Annotated in this window: 17 protein-coding genes and 1 pseudogene; 12 read left to right on the top strand and 6 right to left on the bottom strand. The window is 62.1% G+C overall.

The genetic code is table 11. From position 1 onward, the window contains the following. Positions 1–81: 81 nt before the first annotated feature. Entirely contained in the window at positions 82–726 is a 645-nt protein-coding gene (locus tag V5E97_RS40130) for a hypothetical protein (protein WP_406697168.1), read from the bottom strand. Positions 727–1,045: 319 nt separating this feature from the next. Beyond that, positions 1,046–2,245, bottom strand: a complete 1,200-nt coding sequence (locus V5E97_RS40125; protein WP_406701298.1) for a sodium-dependent bicarbonate transport family permease — start codon at positions 2,243–2,245, stop codon at positions 1,046–1,048. Between the two features lie 379 nt (positions 2,246–2,624). Here V5E97_RS40125 and V5E97_RS40120 point away from each other — a divergent pair, with 379 nt between their 5' ends. Next, on the top strand, positions 2,625–2,804 hold the full coding sequence (locus tag V5E97_RS40120; protein WP_406697167.1) for a hypothetical protein: 180 nt from the start codon (positions 2,625–2,627) through the stop codon (positions 2,802–2,804). A 743-nt stretch (positions 2,805–3,547) separates the two neighbouring features. After that, positions 3,548–3,874, top strand: coding sequence for a hypothetical protein (locus V5E97_RS40115; RefSeq protein ID WP_406697166.1), 327 nt, complete (start codon positions 3,548–3,550; stop codon positions 3,872–3,874). A 10-nt stretch (positions 3,875–3,884) separates the two neighbouring features. Here V5E97_RS40115 and xerD read toward each other — a convergent pair whose 3' ends face one another. After that, on the bottom strand, positions 3,885–4,802 hold the full coding sequence (gene xerD, locus V5E97_RS40110) for a site-specific tyrosine recombinase XerD (RefSeq protein WP_406697165.1): 918 nt from the start codon (positions 4,800–4,802) through the stop codon (positions 3,885–3,887). Positions 4,803–5,025: 223 nt separating this feature from the next. On the opposite strand from xerD, the gene pyrE reads away from it, so the two are divergent. The 4 genes and pseudogenes from pyrE (at position 5,026) to V5E97_RS40090 (ending at position 7,893) form a co-directional block, all read left to right on the top strand. After that, positions 5,026–5,595 carry an orotate phosphoribosyltransferase gene (pyrE, locus tag V5E97_RS40105; RefSeq protein ID WP_406697164.1) on the top strand — a complete coding sequence of 190 codons (570 nt, stop codon included), beginning with the start codon at positions 5,026–5,028 and terminating at the stop codon, positions 5,593–5,595. A gap of 475 nt (positions 5,596–6,070) precedes the next feature. Beyond that, positions 6,071–6,783 (top strand): annotated as a pseudogene (locus tag V5E97_RS40100) (DUF8091 domain-containing protein). Continuing rightward, positions 6,755–7,534 (top strand): SDR family NAD(P)-dependent oxidoreductase, encoded by a 780-nt coding sequence (locus tag V5E97_RS40095; protein ID WP_406697161.1) that lies wholly within the window; start codon positions 6,755–6,757, stop codon positions 7,532–7,534. Before V5E97_RS40100 ends, V5E97_RS40095 begins: the two are co-directional and overlap by 29 nt. A gap of 56 nt (positions 7,535–7,590) precedes the next feature. Continuing rightward, positions 7,591–7,893 carry an ATP-binding protein gene (locus V5E97_RS40090; protein WP_406701297.1) on the top strand — a complete coding sequence of 101 codons (303 nt, stop codon included), beginning with the start codon at positions 7,591–7,593 and terminating at the stop codon, positions 7,891–7,893. A gap of 855 nt (positions 7,894–8,748) precedes the next feature. Here V5E97_RS40090 and V5E97_RS40085 read toward each other — a convergent pair. Next, positions 8,749–9,099, bottom strand: coding sequence for a hypothetical protein (locus V5E97_RS40085; protein WP_406697159.1), 351 nt, complete (start codon positions 9,097–9,099; stop codon positions 8,749–8,751). 340 nt (positions 9,100–9,439) lie between these two features. Here V5E97_RS40085 and V5E97_RS40080 point away from each other — a divergent pair, with 340 nt between their 5' ends. Both V5E97_RS40080 and V5E97_RS40075 read left to right on the top strand, forming a co-directional pair. After that, the gene (locus tag V5E97_RS40080) at positions 9,440–10,201 is read left to right on the top strand and encodes a hypothetical protein (protein ID WP_406697158.1); all 762 of its coding nucleotides are present in this window, start codon (positions 9,440–9,442) and stop codon (positions 10,199–10,201) included. 1,034 nt (positions 10,202–11,235) lie between these two features. Next, complete coding sequence (locus V5E97_RS40075) at positions 11,236–12,954, top strand: hypothetical protein (RefSeq protein WP_406697157.1); 1,719 nt, start codon at positions 11,236–11,238, stop codon at positions 12,952–12,954. Positions 12,955–13,048: 94 nt separating this feature from the next. On the opposite strand, the gene V5E97_RS40070 is transcribed toward V5E97_RS40075, so the two are convergent. Both V5E97_RS40070 and V5E97_RS40065 read right to left on the bottom strand, forming a co-directional pair. Beyond that, positions 13,049–15,913 carry a hypothetical protein gene (locus V5E97_RS40070; protein ID WP_406697156.1) on the bottom strand — a complete coding sequence of 955 codons (2,865 nt, stop codon included), beginning with the start codon at positions 15,911–15,913 and terminating at the stop codon, positions 13,049–13,051. A gap of 656 nt (positions 15,914–16,569) precedes the next feature. Beyond that, positions 16,570–16,983 carry a hypothetical protein gene (locus V5E97_RS40065; RefSeq protein WP_406697155.1) on the bottom strand — a complete coding sequence of 138 codons (414 nt, stop codon included), beginning with the start codon at positions 16,981–16,983 and terminating at the stop codon, positions 16,570–16,572. A 580-nt stretch (positions 16,984–17,563) separates the two neighbouring features. Here V5E97_RS40065 and V5E97_RS40060 point away from each other — a divergent pair. The 4 genes from V5E97_RS40060 to V5E97_RS40045 all read left to right on the top strand — a co-directional run bounded on the left by V5E97_RS40060 (position 17,564) and on the right by V5E97_RS40045 (position 21,582). After that, positions 17,564–19,120 (top strand): hypothetical protein, encoded by a 1,557-nt coding sequence (locus tag V5E97_RS40060; protein ID WP_406697154.1) that lies wholly within the window; start codon positions 17,564–17,566, stop codon positions 19,118–19,120. 484 nt (positions 19,121–19,604) lie between these two features. Continuing rightward, positions 19,605–19,889, top strand: a complete 285-nt coding sequence (locus tag V5E97_RS40055; RefSeq protein WP_406697153.1) for a hypothetical protein — start codon at positions 19,605–19,607, stop codon at positions 19,887–19,889. Continuing rightward, a complete protein-coding gene (locus tag V5E97_RS40050; protein ID WP_406697152.1) occupies positions 19,876–20,679 on the top strand; it encodes a CpsD/CapB family tyrosine-protein kinase in 804 nt (267 codons plus the stop codon). Before V5E97_RS40055 ends, V5E97_RS40050 begins: the two co-directional genes overlap by 14 nt. Positions 20,680–20,775: 96 nt before the next feature. Next, positions 20,776–21,582: an ExeA family protein gene (locus V5E97_RS40045; RefSeq protein ID WP_406697151.1), complete on the top strand. Its 807-nt coding sequence runs from the start codon at positions 20,776–20,778 to the stop codon at positions 21,580–21,582. Positions 21,583–21,944: the final 362 nt, after the last annotated feature.

Genomic DNA, 21,944 nt, shown 5'->3' with positions numbered 1-21,944 from the left:
CGTGGTGGGACTGCACCCGGGAAGCAAGTCACTTCCTCCAAGGTCTTGCCTTGGAGGAAGTGATGATCAAGCAACGAACGATCAGTTATTGGGTCGACGTTCGAATTTGACCTCGAACGGCTCTCCGGTCAGTTCCTTCCAGGCCTTCTTCTGGTCGTCGGTCAAAGCGGCGTGAACCTTCTCCAACGACTCTTTGCGAAGTTCCCGGAGCTTCTCCATCGCTGCCTGACGATCGTCGCCAGCATTCTGGCGGATTTCCCGCATCTTCTCGCCATTCTCCCGCACGAGCTCCCGGAATTTCGACTTCTGGTCGTCGGTCAAGCTCAGCTTCTCGGCGGTGGTGGGGTCGGCGAAGGCAAACAAGCCTTGAGTCTGCCGAATGATCTGCTCGAGCCGGGTGATCTGCTCAGCCTTGAGATCGCCCTTGACGGCTGCCTTCGTCTCTTCTTCGGCCGCCCGCCTCAGCTCGGCACCCTTCTCCCGCTGCTCGTCCTGCGGGATATCCTGCAATTTTTCGCGGGTTTTCGCGCTGATCTCGTTGACGATCTTCGAGACCTTCTCGGCTTGATCGCCCTCGAGCTTCAACTCCTGCTGAACGCTCTTGTTGGACAGCAGGCTGTAGCCGGTGAAGCCAAAGCCGCCGCCGCGACCGAACTGGGCTTGGGCGGGCGTGGTAATGACAACCGCTGCACCGAGGGTCAGAGCCATGATCCCGAACGTCCGCATCGTCGACCTCCCCTTTAACTTGGAGTAATACCGAAAGGAGCTGGATGCTGGAGTCGCCTGCGGATTCTCACCTTAGAACAGGCGGAGCCTCATCACAACCTCCTACCGTGATTAATGAGCGGCGGATCGGGGGTCAGCGGGCCGAGATTCTTCAGTCCAGTGAACAAGTTCCGGTTTTCCCTCGATTTCGACGTTGGAAAGTGGTGTGGAATGCCCAGGCGGCAACCGGTCTCGTCCTCGTTTCGAGGACTGCGGACAGGTGCCACCTCCAGTCGCGTCTGCAGCGGTTGCGTACACTGAGCCGGCAAGTTGGCCAGGCTTACCACATCCGCTGGACGAGCTTGGCGAGCTCGATGTAGATCGGGATGCCGACAGTCACGTTGTAAGAGAAGGTCAGGCCGAGCGAGGCCGCCAGAGGGAGGGTTGGGCTGGCTTCGGGGATCGCCATCCGTTGCACGGCGGGGACCGCGATATAGGACGCCGCGGAGCAGAGCACCGCGAACAGGACGTAGGTGCCCAACTCGAAGTGGGTGCCCGTCAGGTGGCTGTAGACGTGGGCGACCAAGATCCCGGTGGTGGCAAAGATGTTGGGCGCGATGAGGGCGAACGCGACGTATCGCCAGCCGGCGACTCGCAGGTCCTTCAGCTTCCGTGAGGCCGTCATGCCCATCTCGAGCAGGAAGAGGCAGAGGATGCCCTGGAACAGGGTGACGAAGAAGCTGTCGTCGGCCCGAGTTACCTCGGGGCCTTGCAACCCGCTGATGAACCCAATCACAATCCCGCCGAAGAGCAGGTAGAGTCCCGAGTTGAGGAAGACCTCGTGGAGCAGTTTTCGGGAGAAGACGCCGGGCTTCTTCCCGTTCCCGTTCCCATTTCCGTTGTCGGGATGCTCCATCTTCTCGAGCGAGAGTTCGGTCTCGGCTTCGATGGCGTGGTCGCCGTGGCCGTGATCGTCAAGCCGCGAGGGCGTTGCCGGCAGGGCCTTCGGGTCGTAGCCCGGTTCGTCCGGCATGTTCCCGAGGGCGTCCATCCCTTGATGCCGGAGCCGGGAGACGAGATAGAGGGCCACGAGGCAGCCCGGGATTTCCATGATCGCAAGCATGACCGGCATGTATGCGTCGTAGAGGATGTGGGTGGACGCCAGGACACCGAGGCAAGTCACGAAGGTACCGGCCGAGTCGGAGCCGTAGTAGCCGGCGACAGTCGCCTTATCCACTTTCCTGAGTGAGGTGAACGCATTGAGCATCAAGTAGGCGGCGATGCCAATGACGAAATTGGTGAGGAACCCGACTGTCATGAAACCAAAGACGGAGCCGAGGACATCGGGGTTCAGGTTGGAGAGTTCCTCGCCGCCGTGCCAGCCGATCGCCAGGAGCAGGTAGATCGTCAATCCTTGATAGATGACGTAGGGGAACTCAAACTTCACCCGGAGGATGGGGACCAGGAACCCGAGGTAGAAGAAGAGCAGAAGCGGTTTGAACAAGTTGTGCCGGAAGTTGTACCAGAATTCGCCGAGGATTCCACGCTCCGAGGCCGTCCCATTCCCGCTCGATCCGTCGTGTGCATTCGCCGACTCGTCAATGGCCACCTTCGAGGCCGTGATCGTATTGGTGACCACGACTTTCGTGCCGGGCTTGAGGTTTTGCAGGACGACGCTTTTCTTGCCGCTGGAGTCATAGGTTTTTGGGGTGATGTTGACCTTGATCTCGGCCTTGCCTTCCTCATCGGTCAAGGTCAACTGCTTAGTGACCGGATCGACCGACTTGACGGTCCCATGAATCTCCTCGGCGAGGGCGGGCAAGGTCACAATGGCGAAGGCAACTAGCCCGCTTGTCATCGCAAGAATCCGGAAACGACGGACGTTCATCGGCAAATGCTCCTGGGAATTGTCCCGGCTGATGAGTCGGCGACTAAGCGGCGCGGAAGACGTGGCGGGCTCGATGGAGGGGGGGGGGAAAGTTCTCGAACCGGATGAGCGTCTCGGTCGACTGACGAGTGGTCGTGCCCCCACGGTGGTTGTTGCGGGTGGATTCGCGATCGTGGGGTCGCAGGGGATCCGAGCGAACCAAGGCCCTTGAAGGGCTGGATCTGGCGAGGCGGACCGAGGACTGCCGACGAATGAGCCAAGAGATTTCGAATTCGTGATGTCGTGAACTGGGCTATGCATCTCGTCCCCGCCGCCCAAGGGGATGGGCGTACCGATTCCTGACTCTAAGCCGTTCGGCCGGTCGCACGAGTGGGTCTGATCCAGAAGATTATCCTTCTTTATGGATCAGTAAGCTAAACCGCGAATCCAGCCCTAAGTCTCGTTCCTCGGTCAGATCATTGAGGAAAAAACGAGCCTCGGTCATCTCAAAAAAAGGGGGGGGTGGATGACGTCAGCTCACTCCGGACGAATCGAAGTAATCGATCGACGATCGGATGAGGGGGGTCCGAATCGCCCGGATCATGCAAATCTCAGAGATTGCAGTGTACGTTGGGGGGGGGAAAGGGAAGCGTCTGGAGCAGAGAGTGACTTAGGTCATAAGTCCATCCTCCGCGACGGCTCAAAGGGGCATACGTACCGTGTTTACCTTATCCAGAATGTCGTCCTGTCGCAAGATGTTCTTCGGAAAGCTTGGATGAGGGCTTTGGTTTGGGTTCCGGGTTTGCCACGAGGAGGTGGGAGGAGTGGAAATAGATTCGGCCATCCGCGATGGGCTCGATGCCACCCCACTGGATTTCTGTCCTAGACTTTCCTGAAAAGGGGGGCTTCCCCCATTCTCCAGCGACTGGAGAGTTGAACCGTCCTCGAGTCTTCGCAGAATGAGTCGAGCATCACATGGTGGAACTGATCTCGGAAATCTGGGCGGGGCTTCGCGATGCGGGCTTGCCGGAAGTCATGCTCTTCCTGCCGGACGGCACGGCCAGTCGCTGTCACTGGGACGACACGGCCATTGTCAGTGACATTCGGGTCGCGCTCCTGGGTGATCAGGAGCGGAAGATCGTCCGGATCATTCCCGTGGATGCGTGTGTCGGGATCGGGATCGCCAGTCCCAAGGGGACTGACCCGATGAGCTACCGCGGCGTCATCAAGGAGAAACTCGAGGCGCGGCGCGAATCCGAGCAAGCCGTCGCCGCAAGTTCCGCTCGCACAGGAACTTTGTGATCGGGGTAGGTCACGATCGAGGGTGGAACTTGCTGTGGACTTCGCGAAGCCGGCTAAGCTCGACCCGGGTGTAGACCTGGGTCGTTGCGATCGAGGCGTGCCCGAGCATCTCCTGGACGGCGCGGAGGTCGGCTCCTCCGGCCAGGAGGTGGGTGGCGAAGCTATGTCGTAGTGTGTGCGGGCTGACGTCGGCGTGGAGGCCAATATTTTGCGCGTGGACCTTCACAATTCGCCAGAGCCCGATCCGGGAGAGCGGCCGTCCTGTCCGCGAGACGAAAATGGTCAAGGTCTCCGGCCGTCGCGTCACCAACGTCGGACGATCCACGCTCAGGTAGGACGAGAGGGCCTCACGAGCCCGCTCGCCGAGCGGAACGATTCGTTCCTTGTCCCCCTTGCCCACGCACCGGGCGAACCCCCCTTTCAGGTCGAGGTCTCGGGGACGTAGGCCCACGACCTCGGACGCCCGACAGCCGGTCGCGTAGAGCGTCTCGAGCGCGGCGCGGTCGCGCCGCCCTAACCGGGTCTCCGCGTTCGGCGCCTCCAAGAGTCGATCCACGGCCCCGGGGCCAAGGACCGTTGGCAGGCGATCCCAGACCGCCGGCGCCATCAGCAGTTTCGCCACGTTTTCCGTCAGGCGACCATCGAAGATCAGGAATCGGAAGAAGGTCGACAAACTCGCCAGGTTCCGCCCGACGCTGCTGGGAGCGAGCCCTTGCTGAGCGAGAAAATCGACGTACCCGACCAGGGACGAGATGTCGAGCTCGGCCAGCGCACCCGGTGCATGGGACTTTCGCCAGCGAGCGAACCGCATGACGTCCGAGCGATAGGCCGCCAGGGTATTCGGCGAAACGCCGCACTCCGCCATCAAGTAATGCAAGAACGGACCAATCGGGTCACGATTCGGGTCGGGGCGGGGGATGACGGGCATTGGGATGAACCGTTTGCGCGAAGAGTTTTGTGTGATCGAAGGCCAACGGCCAGCGCTCCTTAGCTTCTCATCGGTTGATCGCTCGTTCCCCCTTTCATCTCGCTCACGATCGTGCCGAAGGCCTGCCGGAGACTCCCCTAGGATTTGAGGGGGCGGCTCTGGTAGGGTGACCGACGATGTCGATTGGGACGTGTTGCAATCGGGAAAGGAGTACGTTCGCGCGATGGCGGAAAACTTCGATCGGTCGCGTTTGATTGAACTGCTGCGGCGGGATGCGTTGAGAACAGGGACTTTCACCCTGGCGAGCGGGCGGACCTCGCACTACTACGTGGATGGTCGCAAGGTGACCCTCTCCGCCGAGGGGGCGGCTCTGATCGGGCACGGGGTCCTCGCGCAACTGGCCGACCTTCCCGCCGTCTCGGCCGTGGGCGGGCTCACCATGGGCGCTGATCCGATCGTGGGCGCGACACTCGCGATTGCCGGATCTCTCGGTCTGGCGAATTGGCGGGGCTTTCTCGTGCGCAAGGAGGCCAAGGGGCACGGCACGGGCAAGCTCGTCGAGGGCCCGCTCGAACCCGGGAACGCGGTCGTGATTGTCGATGACGTCGCCACCACCGGAGGCTCGTCGCTCCAGGCGGTCGCGGCCGTCGAGGCCATGGGCTGCACCGTCGCTCGCGTCATCGTCGTGCTCGACCGCCTCGAAGGGGCCGCCGAGGCGTTCGCCGCCAAGGGACTCGACTTTCGCGCCTTGGTGACGATTCGCGACCTGGGAGTCGAGCCGTTGAAGCCGTAAGCGTGGAAAAACCAACGATCCGCGATAGGGCGAAAGCACCGAGAATTCTTGCGGTTTCCGCGCAAAGCTTCGACTAACCCGTGATGAATTGATCAACGATTTACCATGGATTAGCGGTCAGAATCCAGTTTTTCCCGTAGGGTGGGCACGGCCCACCATCCCTTATCTCTTTGCCAGATCGAAGGTTAAGATGATGGGCCGTGCCCACCCTACGGGAATTGTCAGGCCGACGATGATGCCATGACCGATCGCGTTGACGTGGGGAGAAACGGGTTCGGCGAAGCTTTGTGTTTCCGCCCCGGGTGGGTTTGCTGTCGCCCGGCCGGCACGGCCCTATTTCCCTCTCGAGTCCGAAGCATTGTCAGGGCCCGGGGGGATCAGGCTGGAATACCATCGCGATTCTCGCCCTGTCGGGGCTCATTGAAATAAAAAAAAACGGGGATTTCGGCCCTCGAGCGTAGGAGGCGCTTCGATCGTGGAGACGAGCTTGCACAGGCAGCTCAAGGAGCGGTATGGCCTTGAGCTGGGGGGGCGCTCCGAGGTTTCGATCGATGATTTTCGGATCGATGCGATTTCGCCCGACGGAACCTTGATCGAGGTGCAATCGGGGGCGCTCGGGCCGTTGAGGGGAAGCTCCACCGGCTTCTCCCTGAGTATCAGGTACGGGTGGTCAAGCCGATCATTCTCACGCGTCGGATCGTCAAACGCACGCGCAAGGACGGCACGGAGTCGTCACCACGGCTTAGCCCCAAGCGGGGGAGCCTGGTCGACGTTTTCGACGACCTCATCGGACTGGCTCGGGTCTTCCCCCATCCGAACCTGAGCGTGGATGTACTGGCCGTCGAGATTGACGAGGTCCGGATTCCACGTCGGCGATGGCCGGGATTTGGCGTCGTTGATCGTCGGCTCCGGCAGGTCTCGGCGACGGTGACGTTGCGCGAAGCGTCCGATCTTTGGGCCTTGCTGCCGGAGGTCCGGGGGGGCTCGTTCACCACCCTGGATCTGGCGGAGTGGCTCGAACGGCCGGTGGGGTTCGCGCAACGGGTCGCCTACTGCTTGCGGCACTCGGGGGCCGTTGAGACACTTGGCAAGGTGGGGAACCGGCTGATTTATGCCCCCTGCCCCTGTGGCACGAACGATTTCGCGAGGGAGAAGGTCGATGAGTGTGCTCGAGTCGTTTCGTCTTGATGGCAAACGCGCCTGCGTGACGGGGGGGAGCCGTGGCCTTGGGTTCGCCATGGCGCGGGGATTGGCCGAGGCGGGGGCCGACCTCATCCTGGTAGGCCGCGACCTCACTTCCCTCGAGCAAGCACGCGACGAACTGATCGCGACCGGCCGTCAGGTCGAAATCCTCTCGGTTGACGTCGGGTCCCCTGCTCCGAGTGAAGCCGGTGCGCAGCAGGTGCTCGACAACTGGGGGCCGATTGACATCCTGGTCAACAACGTTGGCGGCCGGAGGATCGATGTCCCGACCGAGACGCTTCCGACAGCCGACTGGCAGCGAATCCTCGACCTCAACCTCACCAGCGCCTTTGTCTGGTCGAAGGTGGTGGGGGGGGCCATGTTGCCCCGCGGTTGGGGTCGTGTCATCAACGTGGCCTCGATCTCGGGCCTGGTCGCCAACCGTGGGATTGGCGGACGGAGCTACGAGACCGCGAAGGCCGCCCTGCTCTCGTTCACCCGCGCCTTGGCCGCCGACTGGGCGACTCGCGGCGTGACCGTCAACGCGATTGCGCCGGGGGGCTTCCTGACCGAGCCGAACCATCGCTGGTTTCAGGAACGTCCCGAACTTCGCGAAACCTTCGAGCAAATGATCCCGATGGGGCGATTCGGCAAACCCGACGAATTGGCCCCACTGGCCGTCTATCTCGCCAGCGACGCCTCGTGCTATATGACGGGCGCCACCCTTGTGATCGACGGGGGATATACCCTTTGGTGAGTTGGTCAGCGAGTGAGGAACTCATTGCCCCCTTTTCGCTCGCTCCAGGGGAACGGATGACCGCGGCGCTACGAGACCGCCTGACCCATCAATGCGACATCCTGGAGATGAACGGCGAGAGCTACCGCATTCGGGAGTCGATGAACGCTAAGAAGGGGCCGCTCTTGTCTAGAGCGGCTATCTTAAACGGGTGGCCTAGCCAGGCTCCTAAGGTGGGCAATACGGGAAACCTGGCGAATTCAACTGGGTCAGGAACTGTACGCCCATCCTCACCGAATCTCTCAGGCCTCTCGCCTGAGGTGCCTGGCGACTCAATCCCCCATCGTCGATGTGCAACGAAGGCGTCACACCCTCGGTGAGCACCCGGGTCCGGAACCGGCCCGGTGTTTGCTTGGTGACGCCTCGGGCGAAGATCAGCTGGACGTGATCCGGCCGGCCGATGTCGAGCTATACATCTCGTCGGTCTGAGGTGGAGCCTCGTTAGACCATGGGGTACACCTCAACTGCCGGTTCGGCCGGTTTGACCCGGCGAGGTGGATCGCCCGCAACGGCTCCGGCAACTGAGACGAGCGGCCGGTGGGGGCCTTACCGGCGCCGCTCCAAACGATGCGCTTTCCTAGGCGTATGGCGAATCGGCCTGCAATATTAGGTAACGTGTAGGGAGCTTCTCAATAACCGTGGGCAACCGCAGCGCGCATCGTATCGGCGCGCGGGGATAGCGCGGAAGTCTTGGGAAACGATCGCTTTGGCGGTCGACCCATCGCGCCGCCTTCCGCCTACGCCGGCCGCGGCCTTCCTCGCCAGAGTCTCCTCCGCCTTACGGCGGATCAGCTCCACCAAGTCGGGGATTTGGCCCAATCCCCGCACGCGGTCCTGGAGATAGGCCCAGAGAATTCACCCCCAGCTCCTGGCACGTTATCTTCAGGCTCGCGAACGTGTCCCGCGCCTGACGCCCCAACTCGTTCCGCGTGCTTCCGCTGATCTTCCGCTGGTCTTCCGCTTCTTCACGTAGTCCCGAAGATGCCCTTCGCTCAGGTTGGTGTGCAACGGGACCGCGGGGCGGTCGAACACTCGCAACAACGCCGCCCGGTGCGCCCTCATCTCCTTGAGGACGCCGTCGAAGCTGGGGAAGCCGGTCTACTGCCCACACAACGCCTCGAACTGATCTTCGAGATCCCCACTTCGCAACGGCTCCGGGTGCTGCCGATAGGCCTTCAGTTCCTGGTAAAGATCCCAGATCTGCCCCCGCACCCGGTCAAGTCCTCGTATCCATTGAAGACGGCCGCCTCGGGACGGTCGTCCAGAGGGACGAGGATGTCTTCGGTGATGGTCAATTGGGCGGTCTTGGAACGCTTGGCGGTGCCGGGCCGTCTGGCATTGGGGTCGCGGGGCGGCCGAGACGGTGACTCGAGCGTGCTGGGAGCGATCCGGGGTCGGGCCTTGAGGCGAGCGATCTCGTCCTGGAGTTGCTGGATCCGCTCCTGCTGAAGGGCGATGATGTCGACCCGCTGCTGGACCAGCGGCGTGCGTTCGGATTCAGGGATGTCGGGCAACAGAATCGGCATGATCAGAGACGACCAGCAAATCCTCGGCCAATTAGTCATGGATTATTGATAAATTGAGCGTGTAGATGTCTCGAAAATTAATAGCTGTTGCGATCAGGAGACATCTTTGAATTTTTAGCTTGCAACTCGCCGGGTGGTCTCTACTCTGTTTAACGGAAGCTCGAAGGTCCTGGTCGGTCGATGTCCAGGACCTCCCGGAAGGCATCGCGGCCTGGAGGCCCCGGTGTGGAGCCCCCGCCGCCTCAAGGAGGTAAGGAGGCGAAGCCGGACAGGCGATTCGGAGATAGAAGGCGGCGAATTATCCTTCGTATCCGCAAGTCTTCACGCACGGGAACCTGCGATGCCTCAATTCCGACGTGTTCCATTGGCGGCGATGTGTTGTCTGGCGATCGTGGCGGAGGGGGCCCTCTCCGACGTTTACGGCGGCAAGCCCAACAACCCGCCCCCGCCGGAATCGGCTCTGATTTACCAGTGGCGGCCTGATCTCGGCGGCTGGCTCGACACCCAGACCAATCTCGTTTGGGGCTACAGCTTCTACGACATGCTGGGAACCAGCACGCACTCCGGATACGGGATCTCCCAGTCGGGGGCGGTCACGGCCGCCACCAACTACGCCGACATTTTCTACGAAATGGCCGACGTGCAACTCCCGGCCGCGGCCGCCGAGACGGAAGCCCATGCCGACTTGCAGGTGCAGCAGGGAGATGCAGCGCTGGCTGCCGGTGATGTGGTTCTTGCGAATCGATGGTATGCCGCCGCGGAGGCCAACTATGCGAAAGCCCAGGCCGATCGCGACAGCATCCCGCACTACGAGGCTGCCGCGGACATCGCCGATCAATTCACCTGGCGTCTGCCGACCCAGCAGGAGGCGCAGGCGGCTCTGGCCAACGGCCTGTTCACCTATGGTGCCGAGGGCTTCGATTCCTACGATGCTAGCCCGCGGATCGGATTTACGATTCCGAATAATATCCTGACCTGGAGTTCGACTCTGACGAAGAACAAAAGAGATGCCTGGACCTACCGTCCGCTGGTCGGCAGCGGCGGCAACATCGGCGTCAATTCGCAAGTGAACGCCATCTTCGTGCGGAAGCATGTTCCATAAGGAAGTAATGACCATAAGAATCGAACAACCAGTGCCAAACTGCTCGCGAGATTCATCGCGCAGGAACGGCTTGTCTGATCCCCGCGGTTGCGGGGCTGGTGGAACGTAACGTGCGGTCGCCGAATGGCAAACGGTGCAATTAGTCGGCATCTGATCCGGAATCAAGCGGAACAAGCGGCGGCTGGTTCCTCGACCGCGCTGGTCTTCCTCACTCTATCGGTCATCATGTGTGGGGAATTGTAATGGTTAAAATATTTTTGAGCTGTGGAAATGGCACAGCCCGAAACGGGTTACGTACGGCGAATGAGGAAGAATAGCCTTCACCAGCTTGCAGCAGATTGAACTTGGCTCGACGGCGCGAAATGAGCCGGAAGTTCAAGAAACGAAGCTCTTCGACCGTTGGTCGAAGAGCTTCGTTTCTGAGTAGAGTCGGGGCGACGGGATGATGAATTCCCGCCGGTAGTTGGAATTGGTGGCGGCTGGCGAGTGCCCGTTGACCCTATCCGGCGGCCACCTGACGGGCAAGCTCCTTGTCGCGGTCGCACTCATCCAGGATGTGGGGCAGGAAAGACAGCCATGGAGGAAACCGTCGAATCGAGGGCGGGAAGCCTGGGAACGAAGAGGCTCCGGCCCGGCATTCTGGCGGTTTGTTCTGGTTTCGGGGACGAACTGCGGGCCGATGGACCATCGCTGTCGCTGCAGATGACGCTCGCCACGCTGGTAATATCAGGGGAGTGACCCACACAGCCGGATCCGACGTTGGTGATCGGACAGAGCGCCACGCTATTATTTATGAAGTGTGGTGAGCAAAGCCTCGCGCTATATGACGGGCGCCACCCTCGTGATCGACGGCGGATACACCCTTTGGTGAGTGACCAGGCGGAGCGTAAGCCCCTGTCGCTCACTCGAATCCCCCAAAAAAATGATGTGACATCTGTCACAGGGTGGGGCGTTGGTTGTATAACCAGGGAGAACCAAGTCGCAAGTCGGTGATCGCCACATCTCCATCACATCTCAAAATCGGTGAGGCACTGATGACGGATCCCCTGTCGAACGTCAGTCCTGAGTCTGCGCCGAGGAACCCGCGCCGAGGCTCGCGGGGCCTGGTTTTCCGGTTGTACACCAGCAACCCGTTCTACGTGATCAGCGCCGACCTCGTTTTCGTCGGTCTGCGGATGTCTTTCGACACCCACGGCAAGACGTTCGAGACCTGGGCCCTGATGCTCGGCCTGGCGGGGTACACCTTGCTCCTGGCGACGACGGCTTGCTTGTTGATTCGGCGTGGCAAGGTCTGGGACGATACGCGGAGCTTGCTGCTGCTGGTTGTGATGATGTTCCTGGCGATGTCGGTCACCTTCGACAACACCTTGAATGCGAATCCGAGGCTGGGGACCGCGTGTTTTCTCGGGGGATTTCTCTTTGCCGTCGCTGTCAGTGAAGGACTCTTGCGGGGGATCCGGCTCGCGCTACCGCTCTGGTTTCGCGGCCCCTACTACTTGATCCTCGCACTCTTCTTTCTCTACCCACTGGGTATGGCTCCGCTTCTGAGCGATCCGGAAGGTCCCGTGCTGCAGTGGACCTTGTTCGCGTTCCCGGCCCTGGCCGGGCTCCTTTTTCTCACGTTGTTGCCCGCCATCCGCCGTGGGTCGAGTTACGTTGCCGACAATGGAAGCCCTTGGCGATGGCCGCTCTATCCTTGGGTCCTGTTCGGACTGCTGGCGATGGCTGTCTGTGCGCGGGCGTCGTATCTCTGTGTCTCGTTCCACTTCGTCGAGCGAACCAGCCATGAAACCACGAACAGCATCTTTGCGCCCTACTTTCTGGTCCCCTTTCTCTTCGCCCTGAACGTGTTGGTGTTAGAGGCTGGCCTTGCGGCGCGGAGTCGGGTCGTCCTTCGGACCGCCCTGGTAGTTCCCCTCGTTCTGATGGCCCTGGCGGTCCTGGGCCATCGCTCCGACCCCGTCTACCAGCGGTTCCTAATGATTTTCATGAACGGCCTCGGCGGGTCGCCGCTCTTCCTGACCACGATCGCGGCGGTTGCGTTCTACGGGTTTGCGGCGTTCCGCGCGGTGCCGATGGCCTGGGGCGGGGTAAGCTTATCGCTCGCCGCCCTCTCGGTGGTCGGGCCGGCCACGCTGGATTTGCACGGGCTGAAAGCCCCGAGCGCGTGGCCACTGCTGGCGATCGCGCTGCTCGAATCCTGCCTCTCCTACCGTCGCCACGAATCCTGGCGAGGTTTGATCGCCGCCGCGAGCTTCGTGGCCGCGATTGCACTCGTCCTCCCGGACGGGCTGCCAATTCCCAGGAGTGTTCTCGCCGTCCAACTCGCACTCGTCGCGATCTTGGCCGTGGGCGCGATCTTCGACGACTGGCTCGGCCGTTGGCTTCAACAGGCGGGAGCGTTGGCCTTGTTCCTGGTCGGCGCTGCCGTGATCTTCGGTGAGCCGCGTCGGTTTATCGACGTTCCCCAGGGGCACCTGGACCTCTACGCCCTGTTCACGGCGGTGGTCGCGGTCGGTTACGGAATCTCGGTGGGAAACCGGCTCTACTTCGCGGCGGCGGGGGCGGTCCTGGTTTCGTGGCTGACCGTCGTGGGGTGGCGGGGCTACCTCCTTTTGAGGCAGCTGATCGCCGGACTCGACCTGATCGCCTGGGGACTTGTCTTCTTTCTTGTGGCGGCTCTGATCAGCTTGAAAAAGGCCGGAGCATTCCCGAGGGGAATCGTCAGAAAGAGGACGCAGAACGAGTTGTGAGCGTCCGCTCGGCCGGCACGATCGCTCTCCAGGCGAATCCAAGGATGAGCGATCGTGCGTGTCGAGGCGATGAATCGAAAGGTTGGTGGTGAGGTCAGGCCCGTTTGTGGGGACCGTGGCCTGCGGATCGACGTTTGGTGCGTTCGCCCCGTGCTTGCTCCACCCAGCGGCGAACGGGATGCTGAAGCCTGAGCGCCAGAATCGAGACCAGGCTGACGCCAAGCGGGGCGGCCATGCTGGCGTGCTCGACTTGCTCCTCGGTCGCCGGCGTCACGAGATCGTCTCGCGAGAGCACGATCCGTTCGATGGGTTCACTCGGCGCGGCTTCCAACTCCATCGAAGTCGGAGAGCTTGAGGCCAGCCCCAAGCCATGGAGCAGCATCGTACCGAAACCACTTAGCCACTCGGACGGCGACGCAATGACCCGCTCATTCGGGCTCGGTACGGTCGGTGGCTCAGGCGTAATCAGGGCACCGACGGTGGACGCGAGCGGTTCGCCCGACTCTCCCGTGACGTCGCTGGAAGTGAGCAGACTCTCGCCGCTGAGGTTTGGCGTTGTCCGACCCAGGCTCGGGCCGTAAAGAATTCCTTGGAGGACCCCTGGAGTATTGGCGGCCAGAGCCGTCGTTCCGGTCAGCGTCCCCGGGCCAACCGCCGCGACATGCTCGGCCCCAGCGATGGGAGAGCCAATCAGCCCGCTACCGAGCGTGAGAACGAGCCCGTTGTCGGCTGAAGCGATGAGGGAGTGGCTTGTGGTCGATTGCACGGGAACGCCCGGCACTGGGGTCGTGGGTGCCAGCGGACTCGGACTGGCCGGTTCCGGGCCAAGAGGCAGACCTGTGGGCTCGCTCGGCATCCCGCCCTGCCCCGTCGGGTTCAGCGGAATCGGAGTGATGAGGGCGAGATTCAGCGCGGGGCCTTGGCCGACGCCGTTATCCAGGATCGCCTCTGGAGCGACCTGCTTTCGGAACAGCGCGAGGCTCAATTTCACGGGGCCGGGTCCCGTGGCCTTGTATTTCAGCGAGTAGATCCCACTGGTCAGAAAGACGGTGCTCGAGTTCAGGCCGTTACGACCGCCCGACTGAATCGTGGTCGTCAAGTCGCTGCCGACCATCTGGATCAGGAATGATTCGCTCGAGGCGGTGGTCTCAAGAGTGTAGTAGCCATCGGCGGGCACGACGAAACGGTAGGTGGCCGTGGATCCGGCCGCGAGAAGGTTGGCCCTCGTGACCGCGGCGCTCGCATCACGGAGGATCGTTCCCAGGTCGTTCGCGTCCTGGGTCCGTGCATGACTCTTGACCGTCCAGCTTGCCAGAACCCCGTTCCGAGTGTCCCGCCCGCTCCCCTTTGCCACCGGAGCCCGTCCGGTGAGATCGGTCACGCTGCCTGAGGTAGGGACGCGAAGCGAGTACTTTCCCTGGGGCAAGGGGTCGCTAAACAGGAACGAGTACTGGCTATTGCTCCCCTTGAATGAGGTGGGAATGAGCGACCAAACTCGCCCTGACTCGTCGACCAATTCCAGCCCAGCGAACGTCACGTTTCCTTTTGAATCGACCGAACTCGCGAAGCTATTGAGGTCCATCGGCCCGGAGAAGACGACGACGATCCCGGTCGGTCTTGGATCCAACGGGTCGGAATAGATGAGCTGGCTATCGAGCAACGAAGTGGGGGTGTCAGCGACACTGGCCACAACGTGGAGCGTATAGGAGCCGTCGGCCTGGCTCGAACCGGACGCTCCGAACACACCGTTGACCGGGTCGTAGCCGCCGGGAGCGTCAGGTCGGTTGCGCACGCTCGACACACCGAGGTAATAAGTGCCGGGCTCAAGCCCTACGAAGAAGTACGGATCGAACGGGGCGTCGGGGAGTCCGACATCAGCGGACTTCAGGACGCGACCGTTGGCATCGAACAGGGACAGCACCGAGTTGAGCGTCCCGCCATCTCGCTGAGCCGTGACCTCGGCTCCGAGGCGCCAGAAGTGCCCGGCTGCCAACGTCACCTTATAGAGCTGGTAATTGCCGACGTGGAATCCGAGGTCGAGCGAAGCTGAGGTCGCAATCGGAATGGGACCGACCGTTCCCAAGTCGGTCGCGTCGGCCAGTGTTTGCGGCGTCTCACCCGCAGGTTTTTGGGACCCGATCGTGAACGTGCTCACAACCTGGTCGGTGCCGCGATTGATCAAAGGAGCGCCGGCACCGCTGGGGGTGTCGAGCCCGCTGAGCTGGGACGTGCGACCGAGAATGAGAATTTGATACCGTCCGGGGGCCAACTTTCCTTGGATGGTTGAGGGCAAGACCGAGGGATCGGTCGTCAGGTTCAACGCGGTTCGGAGCCAGCCGGTGAGATTCTCGAGCACATTTCCGTTGGCATCAACTCGAACCAACCCGATGTCTTGACTCACTGAGTAGGGGGCGAACGGCTGATTGAACTTGACCGACAGAACGGTCGGCGGCTCGGTCAGGACGGCACCGTCACTGGGCGTCGTCTCAACCGCGCGAAGCGTGGCGAGGTCTCCCGACGCGTTGGGCAGTCCCGGGTCGATTCCGCCAGGAATCGGCAGCGGTGACGGGCCACCGGGGATGGGTATGCTTGGCCAAGGATCCGACGGATCGGGCAGTCCCGGGTCGATTCCGCCAGGAATCGGTAGCGATGGCGGCCCGTACGGTAGTCCACCGGGGGGCATACCCGGCCAAGGCGCCGACGGGTCGATTCCGCCAGGAATCGGTAGCGATGGCGGCCCGTACGGCAGTCCACCAGGGGGCATGCCCGGCCAAGGCGCCGACGGATCGGGCAGTCCCGGGTCGATTCCGCCAGGAATCGGCAGCGATGGCGGCCCGTAAGGCAGTCCACCGGGGGGCATGCCCGGCCAAATCGCCGACGGATCGGGTAGTCCCGGGTCGATTCCGCCAAGAATCGGCAGCGATGACGGCTCGAACGGCAGACCACCGGGCGGATTCATGCTTGTCCAAACCGCGAAGAGGCGACGCGATTCGAGCGCTTCGAGCCGGGGCGTACATCGGCTGGTGGATACACGAGTGGTTCGAGAGCGCAAAGTCATGGTTGGTCCGCACCTCTTTGGCTTCGTGACGGTGGACTCCAAGGGAGTCGCGACCGCTTTAGCCGAGGCTCAGTAGCCCGTGAGTATCTGGTGACATCAAGCGAGTAAGCTCTTTTAAGCAAGGCCGGCTCGTGAATCGATCCTTCAGCTCACGGAAGCGCGTTCTCGGGAGAACAAGAGTGAGTTCCCCGTTTGAAGCCTATGTCAGGAATTGAGTGACGACGAGCCCACGAGAAAAAGGGGCGAGTAGGTGTTGTTTTTGCTCAACAAAGAGGTTTGCGCCTCCGAGGAATTTCGCCACCGATAACACTTTATGGAATTTTGGGTGGTGGCCTGCATCAATGGATTATGCAGCTTGATTTCGCCGACTGGCCAAGGTCGCACCGTTTGAGATTGAAGTTTATCGGGGGTGAGTCCCCTGCTCCACCTCGAAAAAGTCATGAGCGTTTGGTTTTCGAAACCAAAAAAAGCGACCACCTCTCCCGCATTCGGGGGAGGTGGTCGCTTGATCCCCGAACCGAGCCGCCGCGAGGCGGCCCGGACTCGTGATTGTCAGCTCACCACTGGGGCGAGGACTTGATCGGGGCCTGGGGCGCGGGGTAGATCGCCGGGGCGAACTTGGCCGGAGCCTGGGGGCAAGGCAGAACCTTGCTGGGGGCCACCTTGGTGGGAGCCTGGGGGCAAGGCAGAACCTTGCTGGGGGCGACGCAAGGAGCCGGAGCCACCTTGGTGGGAGCCTGGGGGCAAGGCAGAACCTTGCTGGGGGCGACGCAAGGAGCCGGAGCCACCTTGGTGGGAGCCTGGGGGCAAGGCAGAACCTTGCTGGGGGCGACGCAAGGAGCCGGAGCCACCTTGGTGGGAGCCTGGGGGCAAGGCAGAACCTTGCTCGGGCCCTGCGGCGAGGCGTACGAACCGTTATGATGGCCAAGGCCGGTGGCGGTCAGAGCAAGAACCAAAAGTGCGCTGGTCATCGCGATGTCCTCTATGGAAAGAAAGAGCGTGTCGGTCGACGTCTCGATCGAGTCAATTGAGCAGACTATCCCCTGGTGGTCAGGCTTGGTCGAAGTCGTCCGACGACCACAGGCCGTCACCACCGATCCTGTTGAGGGCTAATCTCGGTACCGGAAACCATTTGATTCCCAGCCCAAACTTCATCCCCAACCCGCAACGGGGACTCATCACACGTTGGCCTAGGACCGGCGGAGGAAGCTTTGGACCAGTCATCTTGGCTGGTTCATCGTTTCACCCCAGGGGTGGCCAGCGTTGGTTATCGGCAAGTCCTGGCCCGGTGATGAGCCAACTTGGCAAGTTCGAGAAGATAACGCCTTGGCGAACTTTAGGGCCTCTGACGAGTTTCAAGACTCTAGGCGAAGACTCTTCCGGATATTGGTCTACCTTCGGGCGCATGGATGCCGACTCATTGTGAAGTGAGATTTCGATCAGGGACGTGAAATCGTTTGCGACGCCCGAACCGGCCTTGGCCGCCGGTACCGGGAAGCGTGAGATCGAGATGCGGTGGGGCGTCTACACTATTGGTTTTCGGGAGGCAGCATGCGTATCGGCAACAGGCTCGGCGGCTCGGTCTTATGGTCGATCGTCGTCATGATCTCAGCGCCCTGGGCCTTGGGAGCGGTTGCGACGGAGCGTGTCGCGCAGGTCCCCCTCGGCGGTAGCCTCTCAGCGCAGTCAGGTGACCGTCATTTCGGCGTCTATATCCCCACGCGTTTTGGTGGGGAGCTGACCATCACGACGAATGCGGGGACGGTCAGCAAGATCACCGGCCCTGATGGCAAAGAGCGACGGAATGGCCAGGAAGTGGGCCTGAACCAACAAGGCTGGTATTCCTTCGAGGTGACGGGGGCTGAGAAGCCTTATCGAGTAGAGACCGCGTTCGTTCAGGTGGGCCAGAGCGACCGCAAGGTCTGGAACTTCTATTACTGGCCGACCAAGTCGGACGCCATTCACGAGCCCTGGGCCGGCGGCAATGGCCGGGTCGACACGATGCGGGCCTATGGCGACGACGAGATGGCCGCCACGCCGGGCGGTTATATCGCACCCGGACAGGACATCGTTCGCGCGGGCCCCAACGGAATTCTCGAAACCCCCGTGGCCGCGGGAGACGATTCGACCTGGTTCCCCAACGAGTACGACGATCTCACGTACCGCGGGGCCGACGGTACGATCTACGCCACCCCCGCCCCAATGCTCAAGTACGACCAGCTCTTCAACTCCTCCGCACGGAGCTGGGAGGCGGCCAACAGCCAGAACCACGACATCCAGCGCTGGCCCGGTCACTGCCTTGGCGGTGCCGTCGCCTCGATCCTTCTGAATGAGCCGATCCCCGCCCCCGGTTCGGGCATGACCAAGGACGAGTTGAAGGCACTCTGGTCCGAGCTGGGCGAAAACCACCTCAACCACCAGATCGGCGATTACGCCAATGAGATTCCGGCCGGCCCCCCCCGCCCCGGTTATGACCAGTGCGACAGCTCGACCGCCAAGTTCCACCGGATGATCGAAAGCCACATTCGCGGTGATCGGAAAGCGTTGTTGGCCAATCTCCGCGCCTTCCCTCCTCGCGGCACGGTCAATGAAGTCTGGAATCACGGGGTGGGCAAGTACACGGCGACGTATCACGCGATCCCCGGCAAGGGCCCTCGTGCCGTGCGACTGGAAGTGGCTCTCGAAGGGAATTCGGGATCAAACCTCAACGAGCAGGATAGCAAGCCCCGCGTCTGCAACTACGAATACACCTTGGTCTACGGCCTCGACGGTAACGTCGATCTCAACAACATCGCAGGCAATGACTGGATCTCGGTCGGGGGTGAAGCCCAGTATGCTCCGCTCAATATCCTCCAACTGACGCTCACGCGGTGGGCCGGTCACAACCCCTACGTGACCGAAGCCAACGTCAAGTCCCTCGACCTGGCCAACGGCGGCGGCACCAACCGGACCTTCGCGGGGGCGCCCCCGCAGTTCCGCCCGGTCGGCAACTATGAGGCGGGACGACCCGCCATGGCGTCGAATCGCAACACTGACCTGAATTCGGCCAGTGGCGATACGAGCAGCCTCCAACCCCGGCGGGGACTCTTCCGGATGTTCGGCCGTTGAGAACGGACCTGCTCTCGTCCGTCGTTTGATGTCGTCAGCCCGTTCCCAAGTCGTCCCCCCCACCAGGCGATTTGGGGACGGGCGTCTGGTTTTCTGGTGAGGTTGAGTCTGCGGGCGGACCGCCATCTTTCCGATTTCGTTATTTCCGGCAAGGTCGTTCAAGTTTGTCGCGGCGCCGGGACGATACCATGAGCAGGCGGAGAAGTCCGCCGAGCTTTGCTAGTCAAAGCGATCCTCATGACGGTTTGAATCCTGCAAACCAGATACGCTTCCTTAGTCGACGTGGGGGACCCTACGATGTCCCGAGACAACGATCTTCAAACCTGGCCGGACTCTCGATCGACGCGACAACCATCGCGTTTGTTGGTCCCGGTCTTGATTCAAGTGCCAGCGATTCCGTCTTTGACGAGATCATCCAAGCGCATCGTTCCGAAACTCCCGACCGCCGGCCGCGCGACGCCGCCGGCTGCGACGTGAGGTCCGGATGGCGGGCTACACACTATTAATGGCCAGCCCTTTACTGTTGGCCTCGTTACTGCTTTGGGGAGGTCGGCCCACCGTTTCGATGGCTTCGGCCCGGCCCCAGGTTGGGGAAACTCGCGACTGCGACGCGAAGGATCTCGCCGCGGCGTCGCGACCTCCCGCAATCTCGATTTCGATCGAGCCTTATGCTCTGACGCCTTACGTGGAGGTTGAGTCTCCGGTCGTCTTGCCGGGCTACCTTCTGCCTGATGACGGTTGCGAGGACACGCACCATGCGGGAAGTTGATCAGGCTTTGGCTCGCGCCTATGCCCAGCGGGGGGCCACCGACCATTCCGTCGTTCCCCCCGCTCCTCACCTTCCGTCTCGCCCCGTCGAGTCCCCCGTAACCGCGGGAAACTCGACGGACCAGACCGAGTTTGACGACAGTCGGGCGCAACATCCCGATCTGGTGACCCTTCAGTGGCCTGCCACGATCCGGACGCTGGAACGGGAGTTTGGCGACCGATTCAACCAACTCGCTGATGCCTTGATCGAGGCTCGTGACCGCCAGCACTTGAAGGTTCTTCTGTTTACGAGCTGCCACCGTGCCGAGGGAAGGACGACCCTCATCCTGACCTTGGCACGTGCCTTGGCCCGACGGCCCGGCAAAACCCTACTGGTCGACGCGGACCTGAGCGGACCCATGCTCGCCCGACAGCTCGGCCTGCGTCCCAAGGTCGGGCTCGATGATGTGATCGAGAACGGTCTCGCGCTCTCCGATGCGCTGGTCGAGGCGCGCGACGATCATCTCACCATTTTGCCGCTTCGCGCACCGGTTGGTCACCCGCGTGAGTTTCTCGCAAGCCCGGCCTGGTCGTGCGTCCTGGCCCGATTGCGCCGCGAGTATGACCTGGTTCTGATTGATGGCAGCCCCCTCTTCGCCGGATTGAGTGCGACGGTCCTGCACCGTTCGGTCGACGCCGCCGTCCTGGTTCATAGCCGGGCCTTGACTGGGGAGCGAGCCTTGCAGCGTGCCCGCGAGGCCCTGGACACTGGCGGGATCCCGCTCTTGGGCATCGCTGAGACGTTCGTCTGAGTTCATTTCGCAGCGTTTCTTCGCTCAGGCGGCCGTTGCTGTCCCCTGGCCGGCGTCTCCTGCGATGACTCTTTTCGAAATCGCGGAGGCCTTTCGTTGTACGAGGCGCATTTCGGCCTGAGCGGTCGCCCTTTCGGCGAGACGGTGAATACGTCGGCCTATGTCTCGCTGCCGAGCCGGGATACGGTCTTGCGTCGAATCCGCTACGGGCTTGAGCACGGCCAAGGCCCCGCGCTCATCTTCGGGGCGTCCGGCATGGGGAAAACCTTGCTGGCGCGAACCCTGGCTCGCGAGCTTGGTGGCGCGTCGGCTCACGTGGTCTTTCCCGCGATGCCAGGGGGAGAATTGCTCGCGCTTCTCGCCGAGGAACTTGGCGCTGGCATCGCCGGTGACGATACCACGGTGACTGGGCCGCTCAAGCGGCTCCGCTCATGGCTTGCGACGGCCTCGGCGCGGGGCGAACGCCCATTGCTGATCGTGGATGAAGCGCACTTGATCGACGACCCGACAACGTTTGAGAGTCTTCGGCTCCTGCTCAACTTTGCCACCAACGGCCCGCCTGACCTTTCGCTTTTGCTCGTGGGCGGACCGGAAATCCTGCTTCGAATTCCCCCTGGATTAGCCGATCGCCTTACCGCCCGCTGCCTGCTCGGTCCGTTGACGGCCAAGGAGTCGGCTGCTTACCTGCTCGGCCGACTCTCGATCGTGGGAGCCACGAGCCCCCTCTTCTCCCCCGAGACGCTCGAATTGCTCCATCGAGCCGCCGATGGGATGCCCCGTCGCTTGAACCGCCTGGCCGATCTGGCGCTTTTGATCGCCTACGCCGAGGGTCAGGCCGGTCCCGACTCCCGCACCGTCTCGATTGCGGCCCGCGAACTCGATTTCGAAGGCATGGCCGCGTAACGAAATTACGCGGCGGTGAATCTCGCCGGCCGGCCCTTGAACTCAAGTCGCCCGACCGTTGTGGAGCGTATCCTCGGGCGAGGCCTTGATCCCTCCGCGCGCTCAGCCTGGACGTCGAAGCCGCCAATCAGCCTGGAACGATCCGACTTGACCGCGGATCTTTCCTCCATCAACACTGAGTCCGTTCCTCGTATTTGATCGTAACAGTAGGCGTGGAGGCGCGATGATAAGCCTGCTTCATCGCCGCTTGGGCGAGGAATTTGCGTCATCAAGGCAACAACGGCATCGATCCGGCCCATGACTGACATGGCTCGTCCGGATTCCTCCCCGATGCGTTAAGGACGAGCCATCGTGAACGGACC

Source organism: Singulisphaera photorubra (assembly GCF_045290345.1).
GTDB lineage: Bacteria > Planctomycetota > Planctomycetia > Isosphaerales > Isosphaeraceae > Singulisphaera.
Note: the sequence above shows the minus strand (reverse complement) of the source record. Positions and strands in the feature narration are given on the sequence as shown.